The sequence below is a fragment of the Citrobacter sp. CK199 genome (genome assembly GCF_030333285.1).
Classification (GTDB): domain Bacteria; phylum Pseudomonadota; class Gammaproteobacteria; order Enterobacterales; family Enterobacteriaceae; genus Citrobacter_B; species Citrobacter_B koseri.
Window position 1 is genome coordinate 427,976 of sequence record NZ_JAOWGF010000024.1, and the last position, 13,033, is coordinate 441,008.

The 13,033-nt window shown below is 52.9% G+C and carries 13 protein-coding genes; 4 read left to right on the top strand and 9 right to left on the bottom strand.

Translation table 11 applies throughout. The annotated features are described in order from the left end of the window. Window positions 1–88 precede the first annotated feature (88 nt). The 4 genes from cspE to mgrB form a co-directional block, all read right to left on the bottom strand. The gene (gene cspE, locus OGX75_RS06060; RefSeq protein WP_001062678.1) at window positions 89–298 is read right to left on the bottom strand and encodes a transcription antiterminator/RNA stability regulator CspE; all 210 of its coding nucleotides are present in this window, start codon (window positions 296–298) and stop codon (window positions 89–91) included. Between the two features lie 12 nt (window positions 299–310). Then, on the bottom strand, window positions 311–454 hold the full coding sequence (locus OGX75_RS06065; RefSeq protein WP_001537930.1) for a DUF2627 domain-containing protein: 144 nt from the start codon (window positions 452–454) through the stop codon (window positions 311–313). A gap of 663 nt (window positions 455–1,117) precedes the next feature. Continuing rightward, window positions 1,118–1,405, bottom strand: a complete 288-nt coding sequence (locus OGX75_RS06070) for a YebO family protein (RefSeq protein WP_012132046.1) — start codon at window positions 1,403–1,405, stop codon at window positions 1,118–1,120. A gap of 74 nt (window positions 1,406–1,479) precedes the next feature. Then, the gene (mgrB, locus tag OGX75_RS06075; protein WP_024130265.1) at window positions 1,480–1,623 is read right to left on the bottom strand and encodes a PhoP/PhoQ regulatory lipoprotein MgrB; all 144 of its coding nucleotides are present in this window, start codon (window positions 1,621–1,623) and stop codon (window positions 1,480–1,482) included. Window positions 1,624–1,781: 158 nt separating this feature from the next. Between mgrB and OGX75_RS06080 the strand changes: the two genes are divergently transcribed. After that, a complete protein-coding gene (locus tag OGX75_RS06080; RefSeq protein WP_024130264.1) occupies window positions 1,782–2,021 on the top strand; it encodes a YobH family protein in 240 nt (79 codons plus the stop codon). A gap of 170 nt (window positions 2,022–2,191) precedes the next feature. Here OGX75_RS06080 and kdgR read toward each other — a convergent pair whose 3' ends face one another. Beyond that, on the bottom strand, window positions 2,192–2,983 hold the full coding sequence (kdgR, locus tag OGX75_RS06085; protein ID WP_012132042.1) for a DNA-binding transcriptional regulator KdgR: 792 nt from the start codon (window positions 2,981–2,983) through the stop codon (window positions 2,192–2,194). 177 nt (window positions 2,984–3,160) lie between these two features. On the opposite strand from kdgR, the gene OGX75_RS06090 reads away from it, so the two are divergent. Further along, window positions 3,161–4,534: an MFS transporter gene (locus OGX75_RS06090; RefSeq protein ID WP_047463223.1), complete on the top strand. Its 1,374-nt coding sequence runs from the start codon at window positions 3,161–3,163 to the stop codon at window positions 4,532–4,534. Between the two features lie 50 nt (window positions 4,535–4,584). Here OGX75_RS06090 and htpX read toward each other — a convergent pair whose 3' ends face one another. The 4 genes from htpX to msrC form a co-directional block, all read right to left on the bottom strand. After that, window positions 4,585–5,466 (bottom strand): protease HtpX, encoded by an 882-nt coding sequence (htpX, locus tag OGX75_RS06095; RefSeq protein ID WP_012132039.1) that lies wholly within the window; start codon window positions 5,464–5,466, stop codon window positions 4,585–4,587. 191 nt (window positions 5,467–5,657) lie between these two features. After that, window positions 5,658–7,706 (bottom strand): carboxy terminal-processing peptidase, encoded by a 2,049-nt coding sequence (gene prc, locus OGX75_RS06100; protein ID WP_012132038.1) that lies wholly within the window; start codon window positions 7,704–7,706, stop codon window positions 5,658–5,660. A 19-nt stretch (window positions 7,707–7,725) separates the two neighbouring features. After that, complete coding sequence (proQ, locus tag OGX75_RS06105) at window positions 7,726–8,412, bottom strand: RNA chaperone ProQ (protein WP_012132037.1); 687 nt, start codon at window positions 8,410–8,412, stop codon at window positions 7,726–7,728. Between the two features lie 97 nt (window positions 8,413–8,509). Continuing rightward, a complete protein-coding gene (gene msrC / locus OGX75_RS06110) occupies window positions 8,510–9,007 on the bottom strand; it encodes a free L-methionine (R)-S-oxide reductase MsrC (RefSeq protein ID WP_012132036.1) in 498 nt (165 codons plus the stop codon). Between the two features lie 129 nt (window positions 9,008–9,136). On the opposite strand from msrC, the gene yebS reads away from it, so the two are divergent. Both yebS and OGX75_RS06120 read left to right on the top strand, forming a co-directional pair. Beyond that, window positions 9,137–10,420: a membrane integrity lipid transport subunit YebS gene (gene yebS / locus OGX75_RS06115; RefSeq protein ID WP_024130263.1), complete on the top strand. Its 1,284-nt coding sequence runs from the start codon at window positions 9,137–9,139 to the stop codon at window positions 10,418–10,420. Next, window positions 10,389–13,022, top strand: coding sequence for a PqiB family protein (locus OGX75_RS06120; protein WP_101744126.1), 2,634 nt, complete (start codon window positions 10,389–10,391; stop codon window positions 13,020–13,022). The genes yebS and OGX75_RS06120 overlap by 32 nt, the downstream gene beginning before the upstream one ends. Window positions 13,023–13,033: the final 11 nt, after the last annotated feature.

Genomic DNA, 13,033 nt, shown 5'->3' on the forward strand with positions numbered 1-13,033 from the left:
TGAAGGAACCTGAATTAAAAAGCCCCGCACTGGCGAGGCTTTATATCTGAGGTTGATGCGCCTTGGCGCTTCAAATCAGTGGTGTCGATCAGATAGCTGTTACGTTAACAGCAGCCGGACCTTTCTGGCCGTCCTGAATTTCGAACTCAACGTTCTGGCCTTCAGCCAGGGTTTTGAAGCCGTTACCCTGGATAGCGGAGAAGTGTACGAACACATCTTTGCTGCCATCAGCCGGAGTAATGAAGCCAAAACCTTTAGACTCGTTGAACCACTTAACTTGACCTTTAATCTTTGCCATTTGCAAAATTCCTTAGAGTGTTTTCTTCGCCCGCAGGCATAACATAGATAAAACTGAGACATTACTGCTTGAGGCACTAATATAAGGTTCGGCAGAGAAGCGGTATTCAACGTCAACGTGTTTACTCAGGACTTCTTTACTGAAAATGCCACACATAAACAGAACTGTACCTCGTTTAACCCAAAACGTGTTATCACATACAACGTTAATTATGGCAAGCCATTTTTAAACGTGTCTCGATCAGTCGCACAAATCCAGAGAGATATCAAAGATCAACTGCACAGTTATGCGGCACAGTTCCCGACGATATATTCTCGCTTCTCCAGGCGCCTTTCGACAGGCTTACGCCCGTACAGCGGCTTTTCTACCATAGCTCAATAACTTCGGTTGTTCCAGGTCATGCGTTGATCTTATCGATACGGTAAACAGATATCACTTTTTATGCTTTGTAATGCATAAATTGTCACAACGCAAAAAAACCAATATTGTTTAAAAATGCGAAGTATTCGACCATTTTTCATCCGTTTCACTGATAGCCAATACGTGCTTTGGTTGTGCACCAAAATAATGAAAGAATGATGACAATGCACAAAAAAAGTGAGAGAAACGTTTCGCTATTAATAAAAACGATCGCTATCACAAAAGCGACATAATCACATTATTAGCGTATGGATAAATATATTTAAGGAGAGATTAAGTTAAAGCATTAAATGATCAATGAAATAACAGACCTGGTATACACAGGGTTACATTAATGAAAACAGGATGGGCCTGCCTGAAGGAATGGCTGGCAGACGCGCATCCTGTCTCTGCTTGTCGTTACCGTTCAGCGACCAGACGGATGATATCGTCATCCTCTTCCTGAGGTTTCGCTTCAGACTCGGCCTCAGCGACTTTTTCAGGCTCGTTAGCTTCGCACAGACGGCGTAGCAAGGCATTTTGCCGCTTTTGCTGATCCAGCAGCGCTTCAAGCAGCTCAATCTGCTCATTTGTTCTTGAACTTGCCCGGTTCACAAAAAACCACAGGACCAGCCCGACAATCAGAACCACCACCGATACAATCAAAGACGTAAAAGTCAGTACGCCAGAATTCAGAACTTCGTTCATGTTACCACCTCAATGTAGACGCCGTATTTTACCACTGCTACACGGGAAGGTAATCAACTGTTGTAAAAATGCTATCACCAGGGGATAAATTTATTGATGGCACAAATTCCGTTGAAAAATTGTACATCCTGATCGCACATTATGTTGAACACCTGCGCCCACAGCAGCAGACATACCAACGCAACAATAATCAGGATTACCCACCGAAACTTTTTCACTCCGCTCTCCGCATCCACATCTTATGCCATCAAATTACCACGCGTTATCTAAACCGGAACTAACTGGAGCGACATTATATACTTTTAGGAATGATACACTTGTTTCAGTGGGCGTTCAGGCTACCCTTATTCTAACCAAAAAAAGAAAAGAGGTAGTAATGCGTTTGATCATTCGCGCGATTGTTTTGATTGCTCTGGTATGGATTGGTTTATTGCTCAGTGGCTATGGGGTTCTGATTGGCAGCAAGGAGAACGCCGCCGGTCTGGGTCTGCAATGTCAATATCTGACCGCTCGCGGCACCAGTACAGCGCAATATGTCCATACTGACAGCGGCATCATTGGTCTGTCAGACTGTCCTGTATTCAGAAAAAGCGCCGTGGTGGTCGATAACGGCTAATCTGGCATCACATTCATTCATCTGCATAAATATCAGGCATAACGTGGTTATGCCTTTTTAATGCGTTTTTTAGCAGGAGAAACCTCTCTCCCGCCCCTTTTCAGGGCAATAAAAAAGCCAGCAGGTATCTTCTACCGGCTGGCTTCTGAACGCCTCAGGGCACGCTCACCTCAGAATGGATAGTCGTTGTAACCCATCTGCTCAGAGATTTTACGCGCTGCCGTGTGCAGCATAGCGACATACTCATGCAGACGTTCTTCGGAGAAACGCAGCGTCGGGAACGAAATGCTCAGACCGGCGATCACCACGCCAAAACGGTCGAACACCGGCACGCCAATACAGCGCAGACCTTCTTCCTGCTCTTCGTTATCTTCGCCGTACCCCTGCTCGCGCACCTGATCCAGCATCGGCAGTAACGCCTCGGTGCTGGTAATCGTGCGCGCGGTGCTACGTTTGTACTCCACGCCATCCAGTATCTGTTTGACTTCATCACGGTCGCGCCATGCCAGCAGCACTTTACCGATTGCGGTGCTGTACAGCGGGTTACGGCGGCCAATGCGGGAATACATGCGCAAATTGTACATGGAGTCGATTTTATGAATGTAGACAATGCTGTCTTCATCCAGCGCACCGAGGTGAATTGTCTCTTTGGTCAGGCGGGAAATTTCACGCATCTGAATATCAGCGCTACGGATCAGATCAACGTTTTGCAGCGCACGGGCGCCCAGCTCAAACAATTTCAGGGTCAGCGAATATTTTTCAGATTCACCTTCCTGCGCGACATAACCCAGCGTTTTCATCGTTTGTAAAAAGCGATAAACGGTGCTTTTTGACATCATGACACGTTGCGACAGCTCGGTGATCCCTATTTCGCGCTCTTCACCCAGCGCTTGCAGAATGCCAAAAACCTTCAGCACAGAAGAAACAGAATCAGGTTGTTTATCCAGATCTGCGATAGCCATTTATCACCTCATTGCGAGTGTTTTATAAAAATCAGAACCGGTTTTTATTATAATTTCACGTCATGGCGGTCGCAATCCATCTTTGCTTACTTAGTTACAAATCTGCGACATAACCCCGCGATATCAATGCTAAAATCATTACTCTGATCATAATCCCCCGAAAGACATTGACTCTCTATGGACAAAATCCAGGCCGATGGCCTGCCATTACCCCAGCGTTACGGCGCCATTTTAACCATCATTATTGGTATCTCGATGGCCGTGCTGGATGGCGCAATCGCGAATGTCGCGCTCCCTACCATTGCAACCGATCTCCAGGCGTCCGCCGCCCGGTCGATCTGGGTTGTTAACGCCTACCAAATCGCGATCGTGGTTTCTCTCTTATCGCTCTCATTTCTGGGAGACATGTTCGGCTATCGACGCATCTATAAATACGGTCTGGTCATTTTCCTGTTTTCGTCGCTGTTCTGCGCGCTGTCGGACTCCCTGGAAATGCTGACGCTTGCGCGCGTCGCGCAGGGGTTTGGCGGCGCCGCGCTGATGAGCGTGAACACGGCGCTGATCCGGCTTATCTATCCGCAACGCCACCTTGGGCGCGGAATGGGCATCAACTCCTTCATTGTCGCGGTGTCTTCGGCTGCGGGGCCGACCATTGCGGCAGCAATCCTGTCGATAGCGTCATGGAAATGGCTGTTCCTGATTAACGTTCCGTTAGGCATTATCGCATTACTGCTGGCTATGCGTTTCTTACCCCCAAACAGCGCTCGCAGCGCCAAACCACGATTCGACTTGCCCAGCGCAGTGATGAACGCCTTAACCTTCGGCTTGCTGATCACCGCTCTCAGCGGATTTGCACAGGGGCAACCTTTAACGCTGATTGGCGCAGAACTGGCGGTTATGCTTGTCGTCGGTTTCTTCTTCATTCGCCGCCAGCTCTCACTCCCGGTGCCTTTGTTACCGATTGACTTACTGCGTATTCCGCTCTTTTCTCTGTCGATCTGCACCAGTATTTGCTCTTTCTGCGCGCAGATGCTGGCGATGGTTTCCCTTCCCTTCTATCTGCAAACGGTATTGGGGCGTAGCGAAGTCGAGACCGGGTTATTGCTGACGCCCTGGCCGCTGGCGACAATGGTGATGGCGCCGCTGGCAGGCTATTTAATTGAACGGGTTCATGCCGGGCTGCTGGGCGCGTCAGGACTGATAATTATGGCCACAGGACTTTTTGCGCTGATGCTGCTGCCAGCCTCGCCGTCAGATATCAGTATCATCTGGCCGATGATCCTTTGCGGAGCCGGTTTTGGCTTATTCCAGTCGCCCAATAACCACACGATTATCACCTCTGCGCCACGCGATCGCAGCGGAGGGGCCAGCGGAATGCTGGGCACGGCGCGTCTTCTGGGCCAGAGTACCGGCGCGGCGCTGGTTGCGCTCATGTTGAATCAGTTTGCGGACAACGGTACGCATATTTCCCTGATGACGGCGGGCATCCTGGCGACCGTAGCCGCCATTATCAGCGGTTTGCGCATCACTCAACCCCGTTCCGTAGCGTAAAAAAAAGCGCATCATCTGATGCGCTTTTTTAGAATGCCAGGCATACCGCCTTACTTCAGGTACTCGCCGCTACGCAGCGCTTCAATACGCTTATCCAGCGGCGGGTGAGTCATGAACAACTCGCTCAGTGACTTCGACTTGCCGTTGATGCAGAACGCCATCATGCTGTTGGCTTCCTGCGGCTCATAGCTGGTTTTCAGGCGCTGCAACGCGGCAATCATCTTTTCACGGCCGACAAGCTTCGCAGAACCGGCGTCCGCATGGAATTCACGGTGACGTGAGAACCACATGGTGATAATGCTTGCCAGTATTCCGAACACCAGTTCAAGAACCATCGCCACCGCGAAATAGATCATTGGGTTGCCGTTGCTGCTTTCACCCTCATCACGGTTTCCACCGAGGAAGCCCGCGGCGATCTGCGCGATAATACGCGAGATGAAGATCACAAAGGTGTTCACAACCCCCTGAATCAGCGTCATGGTGACCATATCGCCATTAGCGATGTGGCTGATCTCATGCGCGATAACGGCTTCGGCTTCATCCGGGCTCATGTTTTGCAGCAAGCCGGTGCTCACCGCAACCAGCGATGCATCACGGCGCGCGCCAGTCGCAAACGCGTTGATATCCGGCGCATGATAGATAGCCACCTGCGGCATAGCGATTCCGGCCTGACGCGCCTGCGTCGCCACCGTGTTCATCAGCCAGCGTTCTCTTTCATTACGCGGTTGCTCAATGACTTCCCCACCCACGGACTTTAACGCCATCCATTTGGACATCAGCAGCGAAATGAAGGAACCACCAAAACCAAACAGCAGCGCCATAATCAGCAAGCCTTGTACGCTGCTTGACTGTATCCCTGTCAGGCTCAGCACCAGCCCGAAAACGACCATCACGGCCAGGTTCGTCAGCAGGAAGAGCGCGATTCGCATCATAATTTTCTTTTAACCTCAACTTAACAAAACGCACTATGCGATACCCACATCGTATGGGTCTTGTGGCTATTTTCAAGCATCTGCGGGCGGTAAGTCACCAGAAAGACACAACTTTACATTTTGTTGCATAAGACTGACGGCTTAATGCGCTTGTTAAAAAAACAGGCACAATTTCTTGTGCCTGCTTGACGCTATTTGCTGGTTGCGGGTTGCTCCGCGGGCTTCTCTTTCTCAAGATGCGCCAGATCCAGCGCTATCCGTACCGTTTCATCCAGATACGGATCCGGCTCTTTATAATCCTTCGGCAGATCGTCCAGTTTCTTCAGAAGCGGCTTGCCTTCACGTTTAAACCGATCGTTGATACGCGCCAGACGCAGGGCATCGTCTTCGTTATTCTCTTTTTCGCGCTGGGCGAAATTGAGAGAAGCGATATTACGCTTATCTTTCATCGCGTTAAAACGGGCAATGTCCTTCAGGATGTACTGGAACTCAGGATCGTTCGCAATGCGCGCGTTATGCTCTTTCAGCAGTTCCGGGCCAAACGGCGTTAAATCATCTGACTTCACGTACGTTGCCGCATCAATGCTGTCCCACGGCAAGGCGTTGTCTTCAAACTTCTCGCCGGTTTCCGTCTCTTCATTCCCCGTCGGCATGACGATATCCGGCGTGACGCCTTTACGCTGCGTGCTGCCGCCGTTAACACGGTAGAATTTCTGAATGGTGTACTGCACGGAGCCCAGCGCAGGCCATTCAGGACGCAGCATCTGATCATAAATACGGTTCAGGGAGCGGTACTGCTGTACGGTGCCTTTACCGAAAGTCGGTTCACCGACAATCAATGCGCGCCCGTAATCCTGCATCGCTGCGGCAAAAATCTCCGACGCGGATGCGCTGAAGCGATCGACCAGTACCACCAGCGGGCCTTTGTAATACACCACGCCATCGGTATCGGCGTCTTCACGCACTTTACCGTTGTTGTCACGAACCTGAACAACCGGGCCAGACGGGATAAACAGACCGGACAGCGAAACCGCTTCGGTCAGCGCGCCGCCGCCGTTGGTGCGCAGATCGATAACAATGCTGCTCACGTTCTGTTTTTCCAGTTTCTGTAGCTGGACTTTGACGTCATCCGTCAGCCCCACATAGAACCCCGGGATATCCAGCACGCCAACTTTCTCTTTACCGACCGTTTTCACCGTCATTTTAACAGCGCGGTCTTCAAGACGAATGCGTTCGCGCGTCAGCGTAATGGTTCGCGTTTTCGTGCCCTTACCGGCAGGCAGAATTTCAAGACGAACTTTGCTGCCTTTTGGCCCTTTGATCAGCGCCACCACATCATCAAGACGCCAGCCGATCACATCAACCATTCCTTTCCCCGTCTGGCCTACGCCTACAATGCGATCGCCTACGCTTATCGCCTTGCTTTTCGCCGCCGGGCCGCCGGCAACCATCGAGTTGATGACCGTGTAGTCATCGTCCATTTGCAGAACCGCGCCGATACCTTCCAGAGACAGGCTCATTTCAGTATTGAACTGTTCGGTATTTCGCGGAGAAAGGTAGTTGGTATGCGGGTCGATTTCGCGCGCAAATGCGGTCATCGCCAGTGAGAACACGTCTTCACTGTTGGTTTGCGCCAGACGGCGAATCGCAGATTTGTAACGACGCGTCAGCGTTTCGCGAATTTCTTTATCGTTCTTGCCCGTCAGCTTCAGGCTAAGTTCGTCGAATTTCACCTTGCCATCCCACAACGCGTTCAGCTCAGCCTCATTTTTCGGCCAGGGCGCTTTGCTGCGGTCAAGGTTAAACGTGTCGTTACCGGTGAAATCCATCGGGCGTTCCAGCACGCTTAACGCGTACTGATAACGTTCGAAACGGCGTTTTTGCGCCAGGTTATAGAGGTCATAGAAGACATCCAGTTTACCTGTACGCAGCTCATCGCCGAGGACAGTTTTGCTTTTCGCAAACTGTTCCACATCACTCGCCAGCAGCACATTGTGGCTGTAGTCGAGCAGATTAAGATAGCGATCGAAAATCTTTGCCGAAAACGCCTGATCCAGGTTGAACTGACGATAGTGGGAACGTGTAAAGCGCGAAGTCACGCGCTCACTCACGGTCGCATGCTGCGTTTCTTCCTTCAGAACGGGAATTTGATCGGCGCGCGTAATGTCATCGACGGCGAAGGACTGGCCTGCTATTGCAAGCAAGCCAGCTAACGCGGTAAGCCTAAAAAAAGTGTTCATGCCAGGCCTGGCCTCCGTTTCAGAACACCAGGTGTTCTGCGCGTACAATCAAAGACATACCCGAATTCAGCTGCACACGGACGCCATCTTTGGTGACTTCTAATACGGTGGCATCCATCGCATTGTTGCCTGCTTTCACCTTCAGTGACTGCCCTACCGTCAGCGCTGAAATATCAGACACCGGGGTATGCTGTTCTTCGCGTGGTGCGCGTGGTGCTTTAGCCGCCGGTTTTTCAGCGCGAGGAGTACGCGGAGTCGTCTCTTTACGACGTGGCGCAGGACGCGGTTTACGCTCACGGCGCGGAGCGTCTTCTTTTTCGCCTGCCGCAGCGGCAGCTTCGCGTTTTTTCGCCTGCTGTTCCGCACGTTGCGCCTGGACGCGTGCTTTCGCTTCTTCAAGCTGCTTACGCGCATGTTCAACGTGCTGCTCATCCAGCTCACCGCAAGGGTTGCCGTCGAGATCGACACGCGTTGCGCCCGGCTTAACGCCGTACAGGTAACGCCAGCTTGAAGTATAAAGACGTAAAGCGGAACGAAGTTGTGTCTTGCTGAGGTTCATTTCGCCCTCAACACGCTCTACCAGATCCTGAAAAATGCCAATTTTCAGCGGGCGCGCTTCGCCTTCCGCACTAAAACACTGTGGAAAACGTTCGGCCAGAAACGCGATAACTTCTTTACTGCTATTCAACTTAGGTTGATTTTCCATGAAATTTCCTGATTACAACGGACGTAGCCAACAAGCCGCAGGCATGAACAGGCGTCATTATAATGACGCCATCAGTAATTGCTACGTTATCCGTTGATTATCCTGCAACGGTCGCAAAGAATTTTTTGTAATCCGTCGTTGCAAGCACGGTTTCAAGCCGCGCGACAAGCTCACGCAGGCCTTGCTCATCCTCTTCGGTAAAGCGGCCAAATACCGTGCTATCAATGTCCAGCACGCCGATTATCTGATTGTCTACCGTCAGAGGCAGCACAATTTCAGCATTGCTGGCGCTATCGCAGGCGATGTGTCCGTCAAACGCATGAACGTCCTCAATGCGCTGCACCTGGTTCTGCGCGACCGCCGTACCACAGACGCCGCGTCCAACCGGGATCCGCACACAGGCGAGTTTCCCCTGGAACGGCCCCAGCACCAGCGTGTCGTTTTCCAGCAGATAGAACCCCGCCCAGTTGACGCCCGAAAGGCGCTCAAACAGCAGCGCGCTGGTATTTGCCAGGGTAGCGAGAAAACTGGTTTCACCTGCCATTACTGCCTGAAAGTCGCGGTTAAGATCCGCGTATAGCTCTGTTTTGCTCATTATATAGTCACTTAGTTGTCTTACTCTAAAACTACAGCCTATTAAAATAAGCATTAAATGCGTTAATGCTCAAGATCATTCCCGTCATGAGTTAAGATTACATTAATCTAACACTTTGATTCACGATACATGGCCCTGAACACCCCGCGACTCACGCCAACAAAGAGAATAACGGTCTGGTCTATCAGTGAAGCGTTGCCCCGCGCCCATTATCAGCGCTGCCCCCAATGCGACATGCTGTTTAGCCTGCCGAAAATGCAATCGCACCAGAGCGCATATTGCCCGCGTTGCCAGGCCAAAATTCGCGATGGACGCGACTGGTCACTGACGCGTCTGGCGGCGCTGGCCGTTACGATGCTGCTGCTGATGCCCTTTGCCTGGGGCGAGCCGCTATTGCGTATCTGGCTGTTAGGGGTGCGTATTGACGCCAATGTGATGCAGGGCATCTGGCAGATGACCAGGCAAGGCGATCCGCTTACGGCCGCCATGGTGCTCTTCTGCGTGGCGGGCGCGCCGTTAATTCTGGTCACCGCCATCGCTTATCTATGGTTCGGTAATATTCTCGGCATGAATCTGCGTCCGGTATTGCTGATGCTGGAGAGGCTCAAAGAGTGGGTGATGCTCGACATTTATCTGGTCGGTATCGGGGTCGCCTCGATCAAAGTGCAGGATTACGCCTTCCTGCAACCCGGCCTGGGGCTTTACGCCTTTGTGGCGCTGGTGATCCTCAGTATTCTGACGCTGTCGCATCTCAATGTGGAGCAACTCTGGGAGCGCTTTTACCCACAACGCCCCGCCCGACGCCCGGACGAAAAACTTCGCGTCTGTCTCGGATGCCACTTCACCGGTTATCCTGACTCACGGGGACGTTGCCCCCGTTGCCATATCCCGCTACGCCTGCGCAGAAATCAGAGCATACAGAAATGCTGGGCGGCGCTGCTGGCCTCTGTCGTCCTGCTGCTGCCCGCAAACCTGATGCCGATATCCATTATTTACGTGAATGGCGGGCGTCAGGAGGACACGATTTTATCGGGCATTATGTCGCTGGCGAACAGCAATATCGCCGTGGCGGCCGTGGTCTTTATCGCCAGTATTCTGGTGCCATTTACCAAAGTTATTGTGATGTTTACACTGCTGCTCAGCATCCATTTCAAATGTGAGCAAGGGCTGCGTACGCGCATCCTGCTGCTGCGGATGGTGACCTGGATCGGCCGTTGGTCCATGCTGGATCTCTTTGTTATTTCGTTAACGATGTCGCTGATTAATCGCGATCAGATACTCGCTTTTACTATGGGACCGGCTGCGTTTTATTTCGGCGCAGCGGTAATATTGACTATTCTTGCAGTGGAATGGCTGGATAGCCGCTTACTTTGGGATGCACATGAGTCAGGAAACGCCTGCTTCGCCGACTGAAGCGCAGATAAAAACAAAACGTCGTATTTCCCCTTTTTGGCTGCTGCCGTTTATCGCGTTGATGATCGCAGGCTGGCTGATTTGGGGAAGTTATGAAGATCGCGGCAACACCGTGACGATCGACTTTATGTCGGCGGATGGCATTGTTCCGGGGCGGACGCCTGTGCGCTATCAGGGCGTTGAAGTGGGTACGGTGCAGGACATCAGCCTGAGTAAAGACCTGCGCAAGATAGAAGTGCGCGTCAGTATTAAGTCAAACATGAAAGATGCCTTGCGCGAGGAGACCCAGTTCTGGCTGGTGACGCCAAAAGCGTCGCTGGCGGGCGTTTCGGGTCTGGACGCGCTGGTCGGCGGGAACTATATCGGCATGATGCCCGGCAAAGGGGCCGAGAAAGATCACTTTGTCGCGCTTGATACCCAGCCGAAATACCGTCTGGACAACGGCGACCTGATGATCCATCTTCACGCGCCTGACCTCGGCTCTCTTAACAGCGGGTCGCTGGTCTATTTCCGCAAAATTCCGGTGGGTCGGGTATATGACTATGCCATCAATCCCAACAAACAGGGCGTCACCATTGACGTACTGATTGAGCGTCGCTTCACCAGCCTGGTGAAAAAAGGCAGCCGTTTCTGGAATGTCTCCGGCGTCAATGCGGATGTCAGCCTTAGCGGCGCGAAGGTGAAGCTGGAGAGCCTGGCGGCGCTGGTAAATGGCGCAATCGCGTTTGACTCGCCCGACGATTCGCAGCCTGCAACCGCAGATGACGCATTTGGCCTCTACGAAGATTTAGCCCATAGCCAGCGCGGCGTCATCGTCAAACTTGAACTTCCCGGCGGCGACGGCCTGAAAGCCGACTCCACGCCGCTGATGTATCAGGGGCTTGAAGTGGGCGAGCTCACCAAATTAACGCTCAACCCCGGCGGGAAAGTCACGGGCGAAATGACGGTTGACCCCAGCGTGGTAACACTCCTGCGTGATAAGACGCGTATTGAGCTGCGCAGTCCAAAGCTGTCGCTGAGCGATGCCAGTATCAGTTCGCTTTTGACCGGCAAAACGTTTGAACTGGTGCCAGGCGAAGGCGAACCGCGCAGTGAATTCGTCGTGGTGCCTGGCGAAGAAGCCCTGCTCCATGAACCAAATGCGCTGACGTTAACCCTGACCGCCCCGGAAAGCTACGGTATTGACGCCGGTCAACCGCTGGTTCTGCATGGCGTGCAGGTGGGCCAGGTCATTGAACGTAAGTTATCCAGTAAAGGCGTTGCGTTCACGGTGGCTATCGATCCGCAACATCGCGCCCTGATTCAGGGTGACAGCAAATTTGTGGTCAACAGTCGCGTGGATATCAAAGTCGGTCTCGACGGCGTGGAGTTTCTCGGCGCCAGCGCCAGCGAGTGGGTGAGCGGCGGCATTCGTATTTTGCCCGGCACAAAAGGCGAAATGAAATCCACCTACCCGCTGTACGCCAATCTGGAAAAGGCCGTGGAAAACAGCCTCAGCGACCTCCCCACGACCACGGTGAGCCTCACTGCTGAAACGCTCCCGGATGTACAAACGGGGTCAGTGGTGCTGTACCGTAAGTTTGAGGTAGGTGAAGTGATCACCGTGCGCCCACGCGCTAACGCCTTTGATATCGATCTGCATATCAAACCGGAATACCGCAACCTGTTAACCAGCAACAGCGTATTCTGGGCGGAAGGCGGGGCGAAGGTACAGCTTAACGGCAGCGGCCTGACCGTGCAGGCCTCTCCCCTGTCGCGTGCGCTGAAAGGCGCTATCAGTTTCGATAACCTGAGCGGCGCAAGCGCCAGCCAGCGTAAAGGCGACAAACGAATACTCTACGCCTCGGAAACCGCCGCCCGCGCGGTGGGTGGGCAAATCACCCTACACGCCTTTGACGCCGGTAAACTCGCGGCGGGTATGCCGATTCGTTATCTCGGCATCGACATCGGCCAGATCCAGACGCTGGAGCTGATTACCGCGCGCAATGAGGTTCAGGCGAAAGCGGTGCTCTACCCGGAGTATGTCCAGACCTTTGCCCGAAGCGGTACGCGTTTCTCGGTGATCACGCCGCAAATCTCCGCCGCGGGCGTGGAGCATCTCGATACGATTTTGCAGCCCTACATTAACGTGGAGCCCGGACGCGGCAATCCGCGTCGTGATTTCGAATTGCAGGAAGCAACCATTTCCGACTCGCGCTATCTCGATGGTCTGAGCATCGTCGTGGAAGCTCCTGAGGCAGGTTCGCTGAACATCGGCACGCCAGTGCTGTTCAGAGGTATCGAAGTGGGCACGGTAACGGGCATGACGTTGGGTTCGCTGTCTGACCGCGTGATGATTGCCATGCGCATCAGCCAGCGTTATCAGCATCTGGTGCGTAATAACTCCGTCTTCTGGCTGGCCTCCGGCTACAGTCTGGACTTTGGCCTGACCGGCGGCGTGGTGAAAACCGGCACCTTCAATCAATTCATTCGCGGTGGCATCGCGTTTGCAACCCCGCCAGGGACGCCGCTGGCGCCGAAAGCACAGGCGGGTAAACACTTCCTGCTGCTGGAAAGCGAACCGAAAGAGTGGCGCGAATGGGGCACCGCCCTGCCACGTTAACTCCCCCGCTC

Bases quoted from the DNA above. Each gene is read 5' to 3' on its own strand.
- cspE (WP_001062678.1), bottom strand. From the start codon at position 298: ATGGCAAAGATTAAAGGTCAAGTTAAGTGGTTCAACGAGTCTAAAGGT.
- OGX75_RS06065 (WP_001537930.1), bottom strand. From the start codon at position 454: ATGTGTGGCATTTTCAGTAAAGAAGTCCTGAGTAAACACGTTGACGTT.
- OGX75_RS06070 (WP_012132046.1), bottom strand. From the start codon at position 1,405: ATGAACGAAGTTCTGAATTCTGGCGTACTGACTTTTACGTCTTTGATT.
- OGX75_RS06080 (WP_024130264.1), top strand. From the start codon at position 1,782: ATGCGTTTGATCATTCGCGCGATTGTTTTGATTGCTCTGGTATGGATT.
- kdgR (WP_012132042.1), bottom strand. From the start codon at position 2,983: ATGGCTATCGCAGATCTGGATAAACAACCTGATTCTGTTTCTTCTGTG.
- OGX75_RS06090 (WP_047463223.1), top strand. From the start codon at position 3,161: ATGGACAAAATCCAGGCCGATGGCCTGCCATTACCCCAGCGTTACGGC.
- htpX (WP_012132039.1), bottom strand. From the start codon at position 5,466: ATGATGCGAATCGCGCTCTTCCTGCTGACGAACCTGGCCGTGATGGTC.
- prc (WP_012132038.1), bottom strand. From the start codon at position 7,706: ATGAACACTTTTTTTAGGCTTACCGCGTTAGCTGGCTTGCTTGCAATA.
- proQ (WP_012132037.1), bottom strand. From the start codon at position 8,412: ATGGAAAATCAACCTAAGTTGAATAGCAGTAAAGAAGTTATCGCGTTT.
- msrC (WP_012132036.1), bottom strand. From the start codon at position 9,007: ATGAGCAAAACAGAGCTATACGCGGATCTTAACCGCGACTTTCAGGCA.
- yebS (WP_024130263.1), top strand. From the start codon at position 9,137: ATGGCCCTGAACACCCCGCGACTCACGCCAACAAAGAGAATAACGGTC.
- OGX75_RS06120 (WP_101744126.1), top strand. From the start codon at position 10,389: ATGAGTCAGGAAACGCCTGCTTCGCCGACTGAAGCGCAGATAAAAACA.